17 protein-coding genes are annotated in these 20,708 nt (G+C 44.5%); 13 read left to right on the forward strand and 4 right to left on the reverse strand.

Going from position 1 to position 20,708, the window contains the following annotated elements; all coding sequences use genetic code 11:
• Nucleotides 1-124 precede the first annotated feature (124 nt).
• The 4 genes from rpsQ to EXT48_RS00955 all read left to right on the forward strand — a co-directional run bounded on the left by rpsQ (nt 125) and on the right by EXT48_RS00955 (nt 7,783).
• The gene (gene rpsQ, locus EXT48_RS00940; RefSeq protein WP_276320159.1) at nt 125-325 is read left to right on the forward strand and encodes a 30S ribosomal protein S17; all 201 of its coding nucleotides are present in this window, start codon (nt 125-127) and stop codon (nt 323-325) included.
• Nucleotides 326-784: 459 nt separating this feature from the next.
• On the forward strand, nt 785-1,627 hold the full coding sequence (locus EXT48_RS00945; RefSeq protein ID WP_130163332.1) for a glycosyltransferase: 843 nt from the start codon (nt 785-787) through the stop codon (nt 1,625-1,627).
• Between the two features lie 647 nt (nt 1,628-2,274).
• The gene (locus EXT48_RS00950; RefSeq protein WP_240703332.1) at nt 2,275-4,227 is read left to right on the forward strand and encodes a methyl-accepting chemotaxis protein; all 1,953 of its coding nucleotides are present in this window, start codon (nt 2,275-2,277) and stop codon (nt 4,225-4,227) included.
• A gap of 97 nt (nt 4,228-4,324) precedes the next feature.
• Entirely contained in the window at nt 4,325-7,783 is a 3,459-nt protein-coding gene (locus EXT48_RS00955; RefSeq protein ID WP_130163334.1) for a PAS-domain containing protein, read from the forward strand.
• Between the two features lie 4 nt (nt 7,784-7,787).
• Here the strand turns inward: EXT48_RS00955 and EXT48_RS00960 are convergent, their stop codons facing one another.
• Together EXT48_RS00960 and EXT48_RS00965 are read right to left on the reverse strand one after the other, a co-directional pair.
• Nucleotides 7,788-8,453, reverse strand: a complete 666-nt coding sequence (locus EXT48_RS00960; RefSeq protein ID WP_130163335.1) for a response regulator transcription factor — start codon at nt 8,451-8,453, stop codon at nt 7,788-7,790.
• A 97-nt stretch (nt 8,454-8,550) separates the two neighbouring features.
• Complete coding sequence (locus tag EXT48_RS00965) at nt 8,551-10,833, reverse strand: TonB-dependent receptor (protein WP_130163336.1); 2,283 nt, start codon at nt 10,831-10,833, stop codon at nt 8,551-8,553.
• A 248-nt stretch (nt 10,834-11,081) separates the two neighbouring features.
• Here EXT48_RS00965 and EXT48_RS00970 point away from each other — a divergent pair, with 248 nt between their 5' ends.
• From EXT48_RS00970 to EXT48_RS00995, 6 genes are all read left to right on the forward strand, one after another.
• Nucleotides 11,082-12,386, forward strand: coding sequence for a GntP family permease (locus tag EXT48_RS00970; RefSeq protein ID WP_130163337.1), 1,305 nt, complete (start codon nt 11,082-11,084; stop codon nt 12,384-12,386).
• A 15-nt stretch (nt 12,387-12,401) separates the two neighbouring features.
• Nucleotides 12,402-13,580, forward strand: a complete 1,179-nt coding sequence (locus tag EXT48_RS00975) for a homoserine O-acetyltransferase (RefSeq protein WP_130163338.1) — start codon at nt 12,402-12,404, stop codon at nt 13,578-13,580.
• Nucleotides 13,581-13,593: 13 nt separating this feature from the next.
• A complete protein-coding gene (locus tag EXT48_RS00980; protein WP_130163339.1) occupies nt 13,594-14,349 on the forward strand; it encodes a 3-hydroxybutyrate dehydrogenase in 756 nt (251 codons plus the stop codon).
• A gap of 8 nt (nt 14,350-14,357) precedes the next feature.
• Nucleotides 14,358-15,062: a CoA transferase subunit A gene (locus EXT48_RS00985; protein WP_130163381.1), complete on the forward strand. Its 705-nt coding sequence runs from the start codon at nt 14,358-14,360 to the stop codon at nt 15,060-15,062.
• Nucleotides 15,062-15,721 (forward strand): 3-oxoacid CoA-transferase subunit B, encoded by a 660-nt coding sequence (locus tag EXT48_RS00990; protein ID WP_130163340.1) that lies wholly within the window; start codon nt 15,062-15,064, stop codon nt 15,719-15,721. Before EXT48_RS00985 ends, EXT48_RS00990 begins: the two co-directional genes overlap by 1 nt.
• A gap of 299 nt (nt 15,722-16,020) precedes the next feature.
• A complete protein-coding gene (locus EXT48_RS00995; RefSeq protein WP_069018847.1) occupies nt 16,021-16,677 on the forward strand; it encodes a hypothetical protein in 657 nt (218 codons plus the stop codon).
• An 85-nt stretch (nt 16,678-16,762) separates the two neighbouring features.
• On the opposite strand, the gene EXT48_RS01000 is transcribed toward EXT48_RS00995, so the two are convergent.
• Nucleotides 16,763-17,410: a DUF2959 domain-containing protein gene (locus tag EXT48_RS01000; RefSeq protein ID WP_010607751.1), complete on the reverse strand. Its 648-nt coding sequence runs from the start codon at nt 17,408-17,410 to the stop codon at nt 16,763-16,765.
• 157 nt (nt 17,411-17,567) lie between these two features.
• Here EXT48_RS01000 and EXT48_RS01005 point away from each other — a divergent pair, with 157 nt between their 5' ends.
• Genes EXT48_RS01005 through dtd form a run of 3 tightly spaced genes read left to right on the forward strand, consistent with a single transcriptional unit; the run spans nt 17,568 to nt 19,897 of the window.
• Complete coding sequence (locus EXT48_RS01005) at nt 17,568-18,449, forward strand: virulence factor BrkB family protein (RefSeq protein WP_130163341.1); 882 nt, start codon at nt 17,568-17,570, stop codon at nt 18,447-18,449.
• A 43-nt stretch (nt 18,450-18,492) separates the two neighbouring features.
• A complete protein-coding gene (locus tag EXT48_RS01010; RefSeq protein ID WP_130163342.1) occupies nt 18,493-19,437 on the forward strand; it encodes an alpha/beta fold hydrolase in 945 nt (314 codons plus the stop codon).
• A 19-nt stretch (nt 19,438-19,456) separates the two neighbouring features.
• Nucleotides 19,457-19,897 carry a D-aminoacyl-tRNA deacylase gene (gene dtd, locus EXT48_RS01015; protein ID WP_130163343.1) on the forward strand — a complete coding sequence of 147 codons (441 nt, stop codon included), beginning with the start codon at nt 19,457-19,459 and terminating at the stop codon, nt 19,895-19,897.
• A 33-nt stretch (nt 19,898-19,930) separates the two neighbouring features.
• Here dtd and EXT48_RS01020 read toward each other — a convergent pair whose 3' ends face one another.
• Complete coding sequence (locus tag EXT48_RS01020) at nt 19,931-20,620, reverse strand: spermidine synthase (protein WP_045990412.1); 690 nt, start codon at nt 20,618-20,620, stop codon at nt 19,931-19,933.
• Nucleotides 20,621-20,708 lie beyond the last annotated feature (88 nt).

The raw sequence follows: 20,708 nt of genomic DNA on the forward strand, positions 1-20,708 counted from the left end.
CGCTAGTTGACGTGATTGAACGTCCTAAGAAAGCTTAATTTTAGTTTTTAACTAAATTAGACTTTTATAAAGCCCCGGCATCTGCTGGGGCTTTTGCGTTTCTGGATAATTTTTATAAATAGCTATCGAGCGTCAGGTTAAACACCCGATCTACGGTACTCTTTATAGAAAGAAAGCATCAAGCGTACAACTAAGTTGCACGCACACGATGAAAACAACACAGCTACTCACAGGTGACGTCGTGACTATTCGCGAATGTGCACCAATTTCTAAGAAAAAACCTTGGACGCTAGTTGACGTGATTGAACGTCCTAAGAAAGCTTAATTTTAGTTTTTAACTAAATTAGACTTTTATAAAGCCCCGGCATCTGCTGGGGCTTTTGCGTTTCTGGATAGCTCTTATAAGCCGCTATCAAACCTCAGGTTAACCACCCGATCTACAGTACTCGTGATACAAAGCGTCAAGTGGATAAATGAGCCTCAAGACCTTATCTAAATAAGGTAGCTTTACCTTAGCTCAAATGAGGTGTTCGTTTTTTGAGCGATACGTTTTGTAGCTTATTAAGGTTGAAAATTTTGGGGGGGGGTGTTATTTTTCACCTTTATTTATCTGGTGTGAAGAAGGATACTTGGGCGCTCTTTTTAGTTCGTCTTAACCAGTAATCAATAGCAATTCATATCTTATTTAGTTAGTGGATCTATCTCATGATTTACGCTGAGTATTTTCTGGTTTTTGTATGCTTTTTTAGTTACAGATATATTCTCCAATTGCCAGAGTTTATACATGTTCCAACACTTTGTACTAACCCGCTTTAATTTGCGTAAGAAAGATTGGCTAGAAACAAAATCAAAAACACAAGTCCTAACCGATGAGTGGATGAGAAATCGGTTAGAGCTATTTGAAAATTATTGTTTCGCTTCAGTGAAAGCACAAACTGAGCAAAACTTTAATTGGCTCGTTTTCTTTGATGTATCGACCACTCCTGAGTTTCGTGAAATCATCGATCGTTTAGCCTCTGAGCTCAGGGCATTCATACCTATTTACGCTGATGGAATGGAGGAGTTTTTACCTGCCATCCAACGAGAGTTAAATGCACGATTAACCCAGCCATACTTGATTACTTCACGTCTGGATAATGATGACTGTTTACATCAGGACTATATTAAGGAAGTACAAGCACAGTTTGATCAGCAGAGCTTTTTGGCTATAGACTTTATCGATGGCTTTACACTTCAAGTAGCTCCAAAAGTGAGATTTGCCAAACATGCGCACGTGCATAATCCATTTTTAAGCCTAATTGAAACAAGTAAAGAGTATAAAACGATTTGGTGTAATGAACGCCATGGTTATTGGTCTGAAATTAAGCAAGTAAAGATTGTACGAAAAAAGCCAATGTGGATGTCCGTGATTCATATCGAGAACAAAATTAATGCATTTAAGGGTTTTGGTGATGTGAACCTAGAACAACTTCAGGCATTCAATATTTGCCCGAGAGCTTGGGATTACATAGAGACAAATATTGAGCCATATAGAGCCTGGCATACTCAGGGACTATATCATCAGCTTCGAACAGGATGGAAAGTCAACGCTAAAATACTGAGAAGGAAATTATTTCATGGCAGCTAGATTACATAATAATATGATTTAACTCGTGTTTCTGTATGGTTTAGGTGACAGTTTTGAGAAGGCTGGTGCACAATGAGCGGTAAGAGCCGTACAGTATGATGTCGTGTCGTTAGTCATAAAGTGGACAAGTCAATTGTTGTTATTGAACGTAATTGATTTACGTTACCTTTTATTGGAAAAGCAAGCGTCAAGCGTACAACTAAATGGACCTCATAATTAAGCTAAGTGATCTAAGAAAAAATCTTGGACGCTAGTTGACGTGATTGAATGCCCTAAGAAAGTTTAATTTTAGTTTTTAACTAAATTAGATTTTTATAAAGCCCCTGCATCAGCTGGGGCTTTTTCGTTTCTGGATGTATGTTTGAGCGCAACGAAGATGGTTGGTTATTACCTCTATATACTTATTTGTTCCAGAGTAGATAGCTTTATCGCAGTGCTAGACGTAATACGCCGCTCCTTATTCAACAAGATAATCATAAATATGGAGCATTAAAGGTCGTTACTTTACTTTGTTCGATTTTTAATCGGTACATTTCTTTACTAAATCAAAAAACACGACAATGATTATTGTATTAAATACAAGCTAATAGTTTTGGCATCTATGAATGCTGATGGGCTTATCTATAAATACAATGTCAGGTGCTTTTATGCTTTCTAAGTTAAGGTTAAGCCAACAATTATCTACTTCATTTGGAGTAATGATTGTACTTATGGTTGCACTCTCTAGCGTCGCTTATATTGGATTGAATGGCGGTTATAGTAATTTTGTTGAGTATCGCTCTCTGGCAAGAGCGAGCAATCTAGCAAGTACATTGGAAGCGAACTTGCTCTCACTTAGGATCAATGTGCTGAATTATTTGAAGCAGCAATCAAAAGACGATATTGAACAATTTGAACAGAAAGTGAAGCTTTTACATGATGCATTAGCAGAAGCCAAGGAGGCCCTTAATCAAAGAGAAAGCAAGCAACTTATTGAAAAAAGTGAAACAGCTTTGGTTACATATGAAACTGCTTTTAGGGAGATTATGGCACTTTATGGTCGTAGAAATACTGTGGTTCATGACGGGCTGGATAAAATAGGCCCTCAAATGCGCAAGAATATTTCGCAATTAATAGAATCTAGCATTGATATGAGTGACTTTGAAGGACTTGCGGCTGCTACACATATGCAGGAAAAGCTGCTGCTAGGAAGACTTTTCGTAACGAAATTCTTAGTGAGTAACCAGTTAGATGACTACAACAGAGCTATGGATGAACTAAAGCAAGAGAAGATGTTTCTAACTCAGTCTAAGTCTAGGTTTATGAATGAAAATGCAAAAAATTTACTGTTTGATATAGAACAATCAGGAGAACGCTACTTAGATGGAGTGAGAGAAGTACAAGATATTATCACAGAGAGAAATCGACTGATTACCGAAGTACTAAATATTAATGGCCAAAATATCGCAGAGTATTTGGCACGTGTGAAAGAATCGATCAAGGAAAGGCAGGATGAATTAGGTCCCATAGCTCAAAGTGAGAGTAGGAAGACAGTAACAATTATTATTGCAGTATCTGTTGTGGTGATTTTGTTAGGCTGTTTTTTAAGTTGGTATATCACACGACTAATCAAGGCCCCTATTGGTGGAGAGCCAAAAGAAATCGCGGAAGTGGCATCAAGGATAGCCAGTGGCGACCTCACTATACAGTTTGACAGGGGGGAATCGGTCAGCGGTATTTATTTGGCAATGCGTGATATGGCTGACAAACTAAAAGCCATCATTGCAGAAATTCAAAGCTCCACGCATGCATTATCTTCCTCGTCGGAAACACTTAGTGCTATCACTGCCCAGTCTAAACAGGGGGCGGACAACCAAATGGAGCAACTCAGTCATAGTGCTGTTTCGATGAATGAAATGGCTGCCACGATTGCTGAAATAACCCAAAGTGCTCAACTCGCAGCGGATGCTGCGACCGATGCGGATTCTCAATCTAATTCAGGTGTTCAAGTTGTTGTTGAAACACAGCAAGCAATGGAGGGCCTCGTTGGTAAAATAGAAAATGTTAGCAAAACCATTGAGAATCTTGAACAAGAAACAGAGTCGGTAGGTTCTATTTTGGATGTCATTAGGGGTATAGCGGAGCAAACTAACCTGTTGGCGCTCAACGCAGCAATTGAAGCCGCAAGGGCTGGTGAACAAGGGCGTGGCTTTGCTGTAGTGGCCGACGAGGTGAGAAGCCTTGCGAGTCGCACCCAGAAGAGCACGGATGAAATTCAGGAGATGATCTCTAAGTTGCAAAATGAAGCGAAGCGCTCCGTTGGCATGATGCGAGAGAATGTGAAAGACGCGAAAGATACAGCAGACAAGTCAGCGAAAACGGATGAAGTGTTACAAGCGATTTCTTCCTCTGTGAGTACGATTAAAGATATGAATCTACAAATAGCCAGTGCTTCTGAGGAACAAAATACGGTTACACAGCAAATTTCGCAAAGTGTGACAGAAATCAGCGAAACCGCGCAAGAGACAGCAACCGGAGCCGAGCGAGCGTCAGAGGAAGCATTGTCGCTGCTGTCTTTATCCCGCGCACTAGATAAGTCGGTGAGCAGTTTTAGATTATAAGTGATGATACTAAGCATTGGGGAATAGCACTAAAGTGTGCTGTCTTTTTACGGTACAGCCGTTATGCTAGAGCAAACAATAAAAAATCATCACAGTTATGTTTTCTATCGGGCTGATCAGTCTTATTGCGCTGCTGTATTTAGCGCTTTTATTTACCATTGCATGGGGCGCAGATAGGGCGAGTACTAAATTTAGGTCTTATCGTGCCAAGCAAGTTACTTATGCCTTGTCACTTGGGGTATATTGCACCTCTTGGGCGTTTTTTGGTACTACCGCGCAAGCGGCAAATAATGGCTGGTGGCTTGCCCCAACTTATGTTGGCACGATTTTACTGTTTATATTTGGTTGGCAAGTCTACACACGAATTGCTGAAATATGTCGCCAGCAGCAACTTACTTCCATGGCGGACTTTATTGCCACTCGTTACGGTAATTCTTCTAGTCTGTCTGGACTCATTTCTCTGATCTCTGTCATTGCGGTTGTGCCCTATATTGCCCTTCAGCTTAATGCTACCAGTGCCAGTATCGGTATGCTAACAAGCGACACCCAGCGGGTGAGTGTCGCGTTTTGGCAGGATAGTACTTTTTATATCACCTTGCTGTTAGCCCTTTTTGCTATTTTGTTCGGCACGCGTAGGCTGAGACCCAGTGAGCATAACCCAGGGTTGATGACTGCAATCGCCTTTGAGTCATTAGTTAAGTTACTGGCGTTTATTGCCGTTGGTGTCTATGTCTGTTTTGTGCTCTTTGAGTCACCCTCTCACTTATTTAACCAAGCGGAGCAGCAGGGAATTACCAAGCAAATAGAGGCATCGGCTAGCCCAACCTATGTTTATTTAGTCCATGTTCTTTTAGGGGTATTGGCAACGCTTTGTTTACCGAGGCAGTTTCATACCTCTTTTATTGAATATGATGAACAAAACCAGTTTAAGACCGCACGTTGGTTGTTTCCTGTTTATTTATTGCTAATTAATTTGTTTATTTTGCCAATCGCCTACGCCGGACTGGTTTATTTTAATGGTCAAGATGTTGGCTACGATACGTTTGTGCTCGCCTTACCACTGGGTTCTGATGCGCCTCTAGTTGCTTTGACAGCCTTTCTGGGAGGGTTTTCTGCGGCGACGAGCATGGTGATAGTTTCAGCCATCGTGCTATCTATTATGATCACCAATGACTTTATCAATCAATTTTTGTTGCGCCGCTCGCAGTTAAATTCGAGCCATCGGGGCTTATCTAAGTTTAATCTGCTCAATGCTCGACGGGTGGTCATTGTTGGCATTTTATTATTGAGTTACGCCAGTCATCGCGTGCTGGCTGAGGGCAACACGTTGGCCAATATGGGGCTCATGTCATTTGCCTTGGTTGCGCAGTTTGCGCCCGCGATGGTGGTTGGTTTATGGTGGCGTGGGGCTTCATGCTTAGGCGCGCAATTGGGGATTGTGACTGGGTTTGCTATTTGGTTTTACACGCTGTTGTTACCGAGCCTCATTAGTGGCTTTAACTTCGAAAGTCACTGGTTGAGCGCGGGACCTTTGAATATCACATGGTTAGCACCTTTAGACTTTTTGGGTCTGGGGTTAGACAGTACTAGCCAGTCTGTCCTGATCTCTTTAAGTGCAAATTTGTTGGTTTATTTGCTGGTGCCGTTTATTTCATCTGCACGTCTTGCTGAGCGCTTACAAAGCAATAAATTTGTAATGCCGTCCAAATCTGCACAGTCCGCTAACACGGTATTGAGTTACCAAGACTTAGCAACATTACTGCAGCGCTTTAGCGAGCAAGCGCGTGCGCAGCAGCTTGTCGAGCTTCATTTTCCTAAGGAGCCTGCCAACTGGAAACAGCCAGCGCCATTGCAAGTTGAAAATATGATCGAGCGGGAAATGTCGACGCTCGTTGGTGGGGCATCTGCGAAACTGATTTTAGATGTCGCCAAAGATGAAAAACGCCAACCTTTAGAGCAAGTTGCAGAATTTGTCGATGAAGCGTCACAGGTGCTACGTTTTAATCGCGACTTACTGCAGTCGACGATAGAAAACGTCAGTCAGGGGATAAGTGTAGTAGATAGCCAACTGCAATTGGTCGCTTGGAACCAGCGCTACGCAGAAATGTTTAATTATCCAGACAATGCGTTGTTTATCGGGCGTCCTGTGGCTGAGCTTATTCGTTACAATGCGCAGCGCGGACTATTTGGTGATGCCGATGTCGAGCAGCAAGTAGAGAAGCGTCTATCACATTTACGACGAGGCAATGCGTATCGCTACCGTCGAGAGCACCATGATGGCCGAGTGTTTGAAATGCAAGGTAACCCATTGCCTGGAGGTGGATTTGTAACGACCTATACAGATATCACCGAGTTTGTAAAACAACAATCCTTACTAGAGCAAGTTAATGTCAATCTAGAAGAAACGGTCGCGGCAAGGACCAAAGAGTTGATAGACGCCAACCGTGCTTTATCTTCTGCAAAACGCCAAGCAGAATATACGACGGAGAGTAAGACCCGATTTTTCGCCGCAGCGAGTCATGATCTGTTACAGCCATTCAATGCAGCGAGCCTGTTTTGCTCATTGATGAGTGAAAAGGCCCAAGGGACCGACTTAGCTGAGCTTTCACAAAGCATCAAAAGTTCATTGGCAAGTGCTGAAGAGCTGTTGTCGAGCATTCTTGAACTAACGAAATTAGAAGCTGGGGCGTTTAAGGTTAATCGCTCGCGCTTTGCGTTGTCGTCACTGCTGGAACCATTGGAAAATGAATATGGGGCAGTAGCAAAAGACAAAGGATTAGCGTTTGCAGTGCGGGTTTGTGATGTCATGCTCTACACCGATAAAGCACTGCTAAAAAGGGTATTGGGAAACTTACTGAGCAACGCTATCCGTTATACTGAGTCTGGTACGGTAAGACTTATCGCTGAATGTCAGGGGGAGAGTGTTTCTATCATTGTTGAAGACACTGGAGTGGGCATTGCAAAGCAAGATCAGGACGCCATATTTCAAGAGTTCAAACAGCTCCACAGTAAAGAACTGGCGCAGGGGTTAGGGCTCGGGCTTGCTATCAGTAAACGGATATGCGAAGTGTTGGAAATTCCCATCACCCTTGGCTCACAACTTAATAAAGGCACCCAATTTACCTTAACACTACCAAGTTATGGAAAGCAGACGGATCAAAAGGCCGAAGTAACCGCTGATAAACTCAGCGGTGATTCGCAACTATCGGGTCTGTCTATTTGGTTGCTCGATAATGATGCCAATGCACTTAATGCATTATCTCAAGTATTACTGAGTTGGGGATGCCAAGTAGCTGTGGCGCGAGATGAAGCAGAGCTTAGTGCGCTGCAAGCAACGAGTCGGGCAGATATGCTGATCGCAGATTATCAGCTTGATCATGGTGTCACTGGACTTGAGGTAATAGCAGCGCTTGAGCTTGATGATATGCCAATCATTATTAATACGGCTAACCATGACGAGGCCATCCGCGAGCGGGTGAGTGATGCAGGGATCCCATTACTCTATAAACCACTTAAAACGCCAGCTCTAAAGCGCATGATTAAGCGACTAATCTAGTTAGTTAAGCGTTCGCTTCATCGTCGAGATGTACATCCGTAGCCAGCTGATTAAAGAGGATCCCAGCTTGGGTGCGGTTATACACATTGAGCTTTTTTAAAATAGCTGAAACATGCTGTTTGATGGTGGTCTCTTGAATCGACATTGCATACGCAATCTGCTTATTCAAAAGGCCATCGGCAATCATGGTTAATACTCGATATTGCTGGGGAGTTAGTTTTTCTAAATTACGTGCAAATTGTGCTTGTTCGCTGTCATTTTCAGGCTCGATATCCACGATTTCGGGTAACCAAGTTTCTCCTTCTATAACGAGCTTGATGGCATCACTGATCACCTCTAGTGAGGAAGACTTGGGAATATAAGCGCTTGCCCCGAGGGCAATGCATTGGCTAATAATGGCTGCCGATTCGTTGGCTGAAACCATGATCACTAATATGTCTGGGTATTGATTTCTTAACCGGGCAAGACCTTCGAGACCTTTCGCACCAGGAATAGATAAGTCCAAAAATACTAGCTCTGTCTCAGGATGCGCGAGCAACATCTCGAATAAGCTGTCTAAGGTACTGGCTTCTTTGATGGGATCATGACCAATCGCTTGTGCAGCGGCTTGTTTGAGTGCGCTGCGAAATAATGGGTGGTCATCAGCGATGATTGCTTGCACCTGAGACATCCTTAACTAACTCCTAGTATCCGTTGTTATAGGGTATTTCCAAAACTACATCAAGTGATTGAGATAGCGAGGCTCCCTAGCAGCCTCGCTTTCGGTGCTAAAAACGATAACCCACGGTAAGCGAAACGGTTCTTGGGTCGCCAAAGTAGCCTATCAAGGTATTATCACCACCAAGCCCCGGCGTGTACTTACTCACATTACTCGGATCGCTCGGGTCTGGTGTCACGAACTGATAGCCTCCTATCATATATTCTTCATCCGTCAGGTTTTTCCCATGAAGACCAACACGCCAATTGCCATCTGTGCTATACCAATTAATACTCAGATTGACTAAACCGTAGCTGTCTTGCGTCAGTAGGCTATCTTCCTCAAATAAGACATAATCACCACGATGGTAGTAGCTAGCATTGAATACCCAATCGCCAATATCACTGTAGAGCTTGTATGTCGCCCCAAAGTTAAAAGTTAAATCAGGGGTGTTAGAAATACTAAAGCGGTCTGATTTGTCAAATGTCGCGCCTGTGTCTGGGTTAGTATCGAGTACCTCTTCGAAGTCGCTGTCTATATATCCTATCGCGGCGTCAAAACTCAGCGCTTCGGTAGCGACATAGCTCAGCTCGGCTTCAATACCATTTGCTGTCGACTTACCAATGTTGCCAAGTCGTTGGTTTAGATCGGCAGAGGTTGCACCGGGCAATACGGAAATATATTGGCGGTCTTTGTGATCTAACGTGAATAGCGTGATATTGGCTCTTAGATTATCGTTCCACTCGCTTTTCATACCGATTTCGAATGAATCTACGATTTCAGGATCTGCAGCAGGCTCTGCGGTGCTGGCTCTGGGGTTGAAGGTGCCGGATTTAAATCCTTGAGCATAGCTGGCAAAGAACATAATATCGCGGTTGTATTGATATTCCACTCCCACTCTTGGCGTAAACCGTGACCAATCCTCTTCATCATCAAGCACTGATGGTACGAGCTCACCTGCAGGGCGTGTATAACCTGGGATCCAATTTGATTCGGGATACACGACATCAAAGACCAAACCATTGCTGACTTGTGCCTCTTTGCTGTCTTTAGTGTAACGAGCGCCCAATGTGAGCGACCACTGCTCTGCTAAATCAATGGTGCCCTGAATATACGCGGCTTTACTATTTGAGTTGTTACAACCACTGACTTCTCGTGTAAGACCGGGAGCACCCAAGCTTTGTCCTAGCACTTCTAAAATTGCTTGGAATTGGCCGCATGACTCGCCATCGTAATAATATAGACCTGAGACAAATTTGTAGCCGTTACCTGCATGGCTTAGCTGTATCTCATGCGTGGTTTGCTCGTCATCATAAATGGCGGGTACATCAAAGATCCGTAATGGCGTATTATCAAAGTCGATATTGGTCGGGGAGTAACTATCTCGGCTAGCACCGATGTATTTTATTGTGGTGGCGTCAGAAAGATCCCAGCGAGCGGTCAAACTATATCCCTCAAGCTCGACTTTATTCCAAGTTGGCATACTGGTGTAAGAATCAAATACGCTGTCGGGCACGGGGGCGTCAGTCAGTAAGCTTGGCAACAACCGATAACCCCCTTTAGAGTTGGAGTCATCATCGGTTTTATCCCATGCTAAACGGAAGAACAAATCGTCGCTTGGACGATATTCCAAGGTTAACCGTGCAGCTTGAATTTCTTTATTGTAGTTTTCCTTGTCTTGGCCGGGTAGCGTTGAAACCTTGAACTCGCCAAAGCCATCTCGATTCAAGGTAGCAAAGCCATAACCTAAGTAGAGCGTGTCTTCCACGAGCGGCAGTTGACCTGTGATCTTAAGATCGCGTTGATTATAACTACCAACCGTTCCCTCTACGTTAAATGTCGCATCGCCAGACATTTCCTTAGTGACATATTTTATTGCGCCACCAATGGTATTTTTGCCGTATAAAGTTCCTTGTGGTCCACGTAGTACTTCAATCTGTTGTACATCAAGGAGGTCGAGTACAGCCCCTTGCGGTCTTGCCAAATAAATGTCATCGACGTAAATGCCGACACCAGGTTCATAACCCCACAATGGGTCTTGTTGCCCGACACCACGAATAAAGGCAGTGAGGGTGGAGTTAGTGCCACGGCTAGCTTGAAGCGTGGTATTGGGTGAAAACTGCTGGACTTCAGAGAGTACCGAAATGCCATTTTCAAGTAGATCGGTTTCACCGATAGAAGTCACTGCAACTGGAACGGTTTGAAGGTTTTCTACCGTCTTGCGCGCCGTGACTTCAATACGTTCTAGCTTGCCTTCTGATTGTGTTGTTTGTTCTGCTGCCGCTGGGCTGACTTGAGTTGCGAGTGTAATAGCCAACGCGATAGCTGAATATCTAGGTTGGTAAATGTTCATCCTGTGGTCCCTATTATTGTCATTTTGGGTGCTTGTTGTCACACCAAAGCATAGGGGAGTTGTAAAGTTTTTCTATTAGTACCTTAGTACTAATGCCTTGATACGCTAGGATTAACACGGGGTGTAGGGCTTCTATAACCTTAGTACTATGGTTTTTATTGCACCTGCACGCCACACTGATATTCATCAACAGTATGCCCAACACATCAACTTATAACGGGCATTAATAACAATAAAAGGAAGCCCTTATGCTCAGTATGCTTGGTCTGGCAGGAGGACTTGGCCTGCTTATTTGGCTAACTCTCCGTGGCGTAAACTTGTTTATCGCAGCTCCACTGTGCGCTTTATTGGTCGCATTAACGAGTGGCGTTGCGCTATTTCCCACAGAAGCTGTCGAAAGCAGCTTTCTTACACTTTATATGGATGGCTTTGCTGGCTTTTTGAGTGCTTGGTTTTTCATGTTTTTGCTTGGCTCTTTGTTCGGTAAGTTCATGGAAGACAGCGGTGCTGCCGACAGCGTGGCACGCTATATTGTCGACAAGTTAGGTATGAAACATGCGGTATTAGCGGTGGTGATTGCCTGTGCTGTGTTAACGTATGGCGGCGTCAGTGTTTTTATTGTAGCTTTCTCTGTCTACCCTATGGCGCTCAGCTTATTTAAAGACGCCAATTTACCAAGGCGCTTTATTCCCGCAACTCTGGCTTTCGGCTCAGTCACCTTTACCATGACTTCGGCAGGCTCTCCTGAAATCCAAAACTGGATCCCAATAAAATATTTAGGTACGTCGCCTTATGCGGCTTGGGAAGTCAGTCTAGTGGTTGCCACATTTATGGCTATTACTGGATATTGGTGGTTGAAAAAGATGATAGCCAAAGCGGTGGCAAATGGTGAGCACTTTGAAGCGAAAGAAGACGACCCTGAAATCCATGAACGTAACTATCCTCATCCAATCACTGGCGTACTGCCTCTAATCGTGGTGTTGATTTTATCTTTTACACTTCATGATGTGCTGCAGCAAAGTGCACTCATTGTAGCGTTGCTAGGCGGTGTACTCAGTATTGTCGCGATTAACTTTAAGCATTTTCACAACATGGGGGTTGCGATTAACTTAGGTACAACAGGTGCGCTAGTTGCTATCGGTAATACCAGTGCGGTAGTGGGTTTTGGTGCGGTGGCAAAAAACACCGAGGCATTTCAATTAGCGGTCGATATGATGACACAGATGCCGGGTAATGAGCTACTTGGCGCCGCTGTGGCGGTAAGTGTGATAGCCGGTTTAACTGGTTCGGCATCCGGTGGGCAAGCCATTGCGTTACCTTTAGTGGCACCGCACTACATCGATGCGGGTGTCAATCCAGAACAATTACATCGTGTTGTCGCTATTAGCTCAGGCGCTTTGGATACCTTACCGCACAACGGTTATGTGGTCACAACCATTCGCGCCATCTGTAAAGAAACACATCAACGAGCATATTGGTCTATGGCTGCGTTGACTGCGGTCGTGCCGCTGGTGGGCGTTGCCCTCGCATTAACCCTATTCATCTTATTTTAACGGAGAGATACAGCAATGAAGCGGATTTTCCTATTACTCTTGTTCGTTGCCAGCCATATTGTCTATGGCAGTGAGACAAGCAAACCTATGTTGGTTGAAAAGCGGGCATTTACACTCGCGCATTTTACTACAGAGTCTGGAGTCAGCATTCCTGACGTTAAGGTCGGCTGGGAAAGCTATGGCAAGTTAAATGCCGACAAAAGCAATGCAATTTTGATCACGCATTTTTTTTCTGGCACATCTCACGCTGCGGGTAAGTATCGAGAGTCTGACGTGTTGGCAGGTTACTGGGATGCCATTATCGGCCCGGGCAAAGCGATAGATACTAACAAGTACTTTGTGATAAGCGCAGATACTTTGGTCAATGCAAACTGGCATAGTAAAGATGTGATCACGACGGGTCCGGCTTCCATTAATCCGAAGACGGGCAAACCTTACGGCTTGGATTTTCCCGTGGTGACCATCGGTGATTTTGTTGAAGTACAAAAGCAACTATTGGATAGCTTAGGTATCGACAAACTACATGCGGTGATGGGCGCGTCTATGGGGTCTTTCCAAGCATTAGAATGGTCGGTGCGCTATCCCGAAAAAGTGTCACGTTTAATTCATGTGATTGGCGCTGCAAAGATGGATGCTTGGACCGTTGCGGCGTTAGAGAAATGGGCTTTACCTATCCGACTTGATCCAAATTGGCAGGGCGGGGACTACTACGACGGGGAAAGGCCGCTTGCTGGACTCACGGCCACGATGCTTAATATTACTCAAGACGCGATGCACCCTGCTATTTACAACGCCAGTTTTCCAGACTTTATTGTGCTTGATCCCAAAGCAAAGCAAGATATTCGTCTGCTTCCTAAACTCAGCCAAACGCTAGCCACGCGCGCACGAGCGAGGGCTGAAACGCAAGATGCGAATTCTATCTTGTACTTAGTCCGCGCCTCGCAACTATATACCGCAGGCATGCAAGGTAATTTTGATAGTGCTATTGATAAAATCACAGCAAAGATTTTGTTGATGCCTGCAAGCAATGACTTGTTATTAAGGCCTGAGCCCATTCGTAAGTTAGCAGAAACCCTAAAAGCCAAGAATAAAGATGTGCAGATCACAGAGATAGAAGGCGTTTGGGGACATTTAGACGGTATTTTTTCAATTCAATCACAGGCTGACACTATTGCTCAGTTCTTAGCAAAATAATCAAGGAGTGACGATGAAGACGGCGTTGATCACAGGGGCAGCAAGTGGCATTGGTCGCTATATCGCGATGGCCCTGAGCAAACAAGGTTACAGCTTATTGCTCGTAGATTTGAACTTAGCGCAAGCACAGACGGTAGCCGAGTCTATCGTCAGTGATGGAGGAAATGCACAAGCGTTTGCGCTCAATATCGCCAATAAGCAAGACATCGCTGACTTTGTCTGTCAGCACGATAACATTGATGTGCTTATCAATAACGCAGGCGTGCAACATGTTGAAGCACTAGAGCATTATCCAGAAGATAAATGGCAATTGCTGCAAGACGTGATGCTAACAGGCCCGGCCATGTTGTGTAAGGCAGTATTGCCGCATATGCGCAGAGGAGGCTTTGGTCGCATCGTTAATATTGGTTCTATCCATGCTTTAGTCGCTTCTAAATATAAGTCTGCTTATGTCGCTGCAAAACATGGGTTGATGGGATTTGGCAAAGTATTGGCGCTGGAAACCGCGGACTGCGATATCACCGTGAACACTATTTGCCCCGCTTATGTAAAAACCCCATTGGTAGAACAGCAAATTACCGCGCAAGCGAAACAGCATGGGATCAGTGAAGATGAAGTGATAAACAATATTATGTTGGCGCCAATGCCGAAAAAGGCGTTTATAGGGTTGGATGAGATTGCTCATGCTGTCAATTTTTTACTCGCAAATGAGTCACGCAACATTACTGGCCAAGCCATTGTGCTGGACGGCGGCTGGACAGTGCAATAGGAGGAATGATGGCTGGATTTGATAAGGTAGTCGTAAGCTACGAAGAAGCAATGGCAGGACTTTGCGATGGCATGACCGTGATTGCCGGGGGCTTTGGTTTGTGCGGGATCCCTGAAGGTTTGATAAGCCAAATACGCCACATGGGCACAAAGGACTTAACCGTGGTTTCTAATAACTGCGGAGTAGACGGATTTGGTTTAGGGATTTTGCTTGAGGATAAGCAGATCCGCAAAATGGTGGCTTCCTACGTGGGAGAAAACGCCTTGTTTGAGCAGCAGTTATTGAGCGGTGGATTGGAAGTTGAATTAACGCCACAAGGGACACTTGCAGAAAAGATGCGCGCAGGTGGAGCTGGGATCCCCGCTTTTTATACCGCAACAGGCGTTGGTACACCCGTCGCTGAGGGCAAAGGGGTAAAAACGTTTGGTGATAGAGAATATATTTTAGAGCCGAGTATTACGGGAGACTTTGCCATTGTAAAAGCGTGGAAAGCAGACCGTTTTGGCAATTGTGTTTATCGCCACACCGCGATGAACTTTAATCCAATGGCTGCAACAGCTGGAAAAATTACCGTCGTTGAAGTGGAAGAAATTGTAGAGCCCGGCGAAATCGAGCCGAGCCAAATTCATACCCCCGGAATTTATATCGACAGAGTGATTCTAGGGCAGTTTGAAAAACGCATCGAAAAACGTACTGTGAAGGAGCAAGCATAATGGCATTAACCAGAGAGCAAATGGCCATGCGAGTGGCACAGGAATTAAGAGATGGGTTTTATGTCAACCTTGGCATTGGGATCCCCACGCTGGTGGCCAATTATGTGCCACAGGGCATGGATGTGATGCTGCAATCGGAAAATGGCTTATTAGGCATGGGCGCTTATCCGACCGAGCAGGAAGTGGATGCGGATATGATCAATGCGGGTAAGGAAACCGTTACGGCCCGTACGGGAGCCGCCATTTTTAGTTCGGCAGAAAGCTTTGCAATGATCCGTGGCGGTCATGTGGACCTGACGGTGCTTGGCGCTTTTGAAGTAGATCAGCACGGTAATCTTGCCAGCTGGATGATCCCAGGTAAGCTTATCAAGGGCATGGGTGGCGCAATGGATCTTGTCGCTGGGGCTAAAAATATAATTTGCACTATGACGCATGCGAATAAACAGGGCGAGTCAAAGCTGCTACAGCACTGCAGTTTACCGCTCACCGGCGTAAACTGTATCAATAAGATAGTAACCGATCTTGCGCTGCTTGAAGTCAAAGGTGGCGCGTTTCATTTACTTGAGCGAGCTCCAGGTGTTAGCGTCGCGGAAATACAAGCCAAAACCGCAGGCATATTGATCTGCCCTGATGACGTACCAGAGATGGTATTTAGCTAGGATTGCACTAAAGCTGAGTTACCACACAATGCACGCAGTTGGCTGTAACGCGAGCTGCGCTACATTTGTTATTCTGCGCAGCTGTCACAAGGTGGCTTGTAACCAACATATCTTCTCAGTTATCTAAAAATACTATTTTTTCTTAATTATCCCTCAGCTGCTTAGTATGAAGAAAATGCACTTTTATCTAGTACTTTATTATTGATTGTGGTTACGGTTTGTCACATAATTTGCGCCGCGTTTCAACGCGCTCTCAGCTGGGTTGTCGGGAGTTAATAATCACGTAAAGGAACTATATAATGACAAAAAATATCGTGCGTTTAGCACTAGCCTCTCTATTTACTATTTCTTTGACTGCTTGTGTCTCTACTTCTACTGAGGTTAAACAAAATACGGCATATGAATTTCCCATCACACTCTCAGCTCAACAACCTGTATTGATATTCCCGGTTTCGCTGCATGGTGTTCCAGGAAACGACCGTGAAGTGGGTTTAGCAATTACCGCTGGCGTAACGGGAAAACATGGTGCGTCTGTTGTTTCAAGCCAACAGTTATATGATGTGGTTGGTAACTTGTCTTGGACTGTGGGCGAAAACATGCGTAGGCATGTTAATCAAGGAAATTATGCGCTTACAGGTTCGGCTCAGCGCATTGCAGATGATCTTACCGGAGCAATACAAAAGCTGACTAAGACGCTAAAGTCGACAGGAGTGATCAAGGATAAAGGGTTTAACTTTAACAGAGTGATCGTACTGCATGTTGATAGTTCTGGTGGGATCCCAGTACCGGGCGTAAATCGTGTAACGGCATTTGGCGGGATCATCGATTTGGAGAATCAAGCGGTGGTTTCTTACATAGAAAAAGACTTGGTATTGGCTGATGGATATGATGCTGTATTGGCGCAAATGCCAATGGAAATGAATGGCATCATTGAAGATCTTATCACTAAAGGTTAAGCGTCTGGCTTTACACACAAAATGACCACGATATCAGGGAGCAATTCCCTGATATCGTGAGATTTATCCTTGCTGATGCTATCTGTTACGCGCTACGTGCATTCATCTCAGCAATAAACTTGTTCGAATCTTCAATAGAGCGGTTCATATCTGCGATTAGGGCGCTAATATCACGCTTTAACCCCGTAAACTCACCTTTAATAGCGCTTACCGCTTGTGCATTTAGGTTGTGCTTAAGGTACAGCACATTATCTTGTAGTGAGTCGAGCACGGGCTGCATTTTGGCTTCACTGCTGCGCATTGAGCGAAGTAAGCGTTCAAATTGGCGCTGTGTTTGACTTAATTGCTTAGCACTCTCGCGTTTTAGGTTTGCACTCGAATATTGCTCAAGTTCATCTTGCCACTCGTCAAATAGTGCGTTTGCCACGTCTTCCACTTTGTCTATGTTGCTACTTACTTCAGCTGCGGCGGCAAGGGATGATTGGTAGTCATCGTTAAGCAGGTTATAGGCTTCTTGTAATTCACCACCGTTAAAATTAATTAAGGTGGTGAGCCTTTCCAATGCCGATTGAAACTCTTTTTGTGATTCCTCTTGGGATTCCTTTGTTTCTTCGACACGATCCACCAATATTTCGCGTTTATGCACACCAAACTTTTCCATGGTGGCGTAATAGGCACTTTGGCAGCCAGTAACAAGTAAAAGTAACACTGCGCTTAAGGTGAGTTTCTTCATTTGCACTCCCGGGCTCTAGAAGGTCAATAATCAGTAAGTGGCCATGTGACCGTCGTTATATATTACTATTTAACGCTATAAATTATGGCGGGGATTGTTATGATGTGTAAAGTCATCCATGAATATTAACTTGATTATGATGCAAAGAATAACCGAAATGAAGGTCGTAGCACTGCGATTCTTACATTCTCAGCCTAGCTGGTGGCGTCGCTATAGTAAGCGTTGTATTGAGGACCAGATCACGGTCAACGCGGGCTATTTAGCGTATGTCACACTGTTATCGTTGGTCCCCTTAGTTGCGGTGGGTGTAGCAATTTTTTCGGCGTTCCCTGGATTTGAAGATACGCGTTTTGCAATTGAAAACTTTGTGTTCAATAACTTTGTGCCAACATCGACGGACACCATTAAAGAGCACATCAGTGCGTTTACTGGCAATGCGAATAAGATGACAGCTGTGGGGGTGAGTTTTTTGGCCGTCGTGGCTTTGTTACTTATTCGCAATGTTGACACCACACTCAACCGTATTTGGCGAGTTAAGCAAAAACGTCCGTTGATGATTTCGTTTGCGATTTATTGGATGGTACTCACGCTTGGCCCTGTGCTATTGGGCGCGAGTATTGGTATGACATCTTATATCGTTTCTTTAGTGACATTTGCCGATCAAGGGATCCCTGGGTTTAGTGGTGCACTGATTAAGATGTTGCCCTATTTAATTTCTATGGTTGGCTTCATCATGCTCTATACTTTAGTACCAAATACCAGTGTGTCATTTCGAGCCGCGGTTCCGGGTGCTTTGTTTGCAGCTTTGTTATTCGAGCTAACGAAAAAAGGCTTTGCACTATACATTAGCCATTTTCCCTCATACGAAGTTATCTATGGGGCGCTTGCGACAGTACCTATTCTTTTTGTTTGGATATATTTATCTTGGATAGTGGTGTTGTTAGGTGCGGAGTTTACAGTGTGCTTAACCCAAGATATGGAAGCCGCAGGATTAGATACAAGCTCGGAGTTTGACCCACCAGACGCGCAGGGACTTTAGCTTTTACCGATAACGGTTAGCTTAAGCCCCCAAGGGGGGAGTTATGAGCTTATTGTATCAACATGGCGATGCTTTACGTCGCTTTCATCTCGCGGTAGGTGAAGGGCATCAATTAGGCATAGAGGAATATGGCTGCAGTGATGGCACACCACTTATCATGCTGCATGGTGGCCCAGGTCAGGGTCATTCTCGTAATGTGCTCGGTTATTTCAATCCGCAAAAATACCGCATCATCCTGTTTAGTCAGCGAGGCTGTGGCAATTCAACCCCTACTGACTTTGGTAATATAAATACCGCGAACCTGCTAAAAGATATTCACTCCATTCGTGCGCATTTAGGACTGCAAAAGGTTGTACTCGCCGGGGAATCTTTCGGTGCCATGCTGGCACTTCTTTATGCTGAGCAACATCGTGAAGATGTCTTGGGGATGGTGTTGTGGTCGAGTTTTTTGGGCAATGAGGCGGATCTTCATTGGCTTTATGGTAGCCAAGGTGCCCCCGCGCAAATTTATCCAGAGCAGTATCTTGCCTTTGCACAGGGAGCGCAAACCATAGAATCCTTGCTAGACCATTACCATTCTGCACTTTTTGGCGAGGATGAGTTACTCAAAAGAAAAGCAGCACAGCGCTGGTGTGAGTGGGATAACCTGATCACAACGGATAGCGATACGCAAGGTATTAGGCTCTGCAAAGCAGACAAACAGCTCAGTAAAGCACAGCATATGGTGCATTTTTTTAGTCACCAGTGTTTTATCAAAACACAGCAAATTACAGCAGATGCACATCGGCTCAATCACTTACCTATCTGGTTTATTCACAGTCGGCATGATTTAATGTGTCGATACGCACCAGTTCATCAGTTAGCACAAAGCATTAAGGCGCAGTTGCTGATTTTAAATGGGGTTGGGCATTGTTGTGCTAACCCCGTTTACGCAGAAGCAATAAGGCGAGCGGCTGATCTATTACTGTGCAAAATTCAGCATCATTAGCAGTCACAAGAGGTAGGTAGTGCAAGGACTAATTCAAAGAGTCAGCGAAGCAAAGGTAGAAGTAGAAGGTGAGATTGTAGGCCAAATCGATCAGGGGATATTGTTACTATTAGGCGTTGAAAAGTCGGATACCGAGCAAACGGCGGATAAGTTACTGCACAAGGTAAGCAACTACCGTATTTTTACTGACGACAAGAGAAAAATGAATTTAAGTTTAAAAGACATTGAAGGCGAACTATTAGTTGTATCGCAATTCACCTTGGCGGCAGACACCAAAAAAGGCATGAGGCCAAGCTTTTCGAGCGCAGGAACACCTGAGCAAGCGAAGACACTCTACGAATACTTTGTGGCTCAAGCCAAGGCCGCAGGGTTGAAAGTCGCGACAGGACAATTTGCTGCGGATATGAAGGTGAGTTTACTGAATGACGGCCCTGTGACTTTTAACTTTAGTATTGAATAGTGCTTTGACGTAAAAATCTAAGATCAACAAATGCTAGCGTTTAACTTCGATAATCATATTGGCGTAGTCCGGCACTTTTTCGATAAAGGGCTTTTTACCAAAGTTGGTAATTAATAAGTGTTGAAGTTGCTTGAGCTGCGACTCATGCTCAGTTAAAAAGTTGATATATAGTCGGCCTCCATCATTAATAGCAGCTCTGAGTAGACGATAAAACTGGTGCTGAAATAAGAAGATGGGAGGCTCGAGTTCGCTAAATAAATCGAGCACAATCCAATCGTAGCGTTTGCCTTGTTGCAACGCTTTAAATACATCAACACAATTAACATCGCACAAAGGGTCGCCACCAAAGTAGCGTTTGTAACAATGGATCACATCTGGGTTGTTATCTATGGTGGTAATGTGACAATTTGGATAAGTGGCATTGAGGTAATCACGGATTGCACCTGCGCCAAGACCCAGCTCTAGTACGCTGGTTGGCGGGGTGACTTGCTGCCAGCGACTCGCGAATGTTTTTAAATGAGGAAATAACAAGTGCTCCGGGTGGTTTAACTCCACAACGGATTGTAATGTGTTGTTTATCAGAAGCCATCTTAACGATTTCTCTTGCCGCACTTGGATGCTATTTCTGCCTTGTTTATGCCAATATAGCAAGTGTCCTAGCTGGTGGCTCCGGTCCACAAAATCGTTGCTGATAGTGCCTGAATGCGTAATAAATTCTCCCATGATAACATCATCATAGACGAGGATTTTGTGAATGCCAGCTTGTCCACCAGTTTTTACACTAAAGGATAAGTGTTTTGGCGCATTTTAT

Origin of the sequence: Pseudoalteromonas sp. CO348, from assembly GCF_004208845.1 — a bacterium.
Lineage (GTDB): Bacteria > Pseudomonadota > Gammaproteobacteria > Enterobacterales > Alteromonadaceae > Pseudoalteromonas > Pseudoalteromonas maricaloris.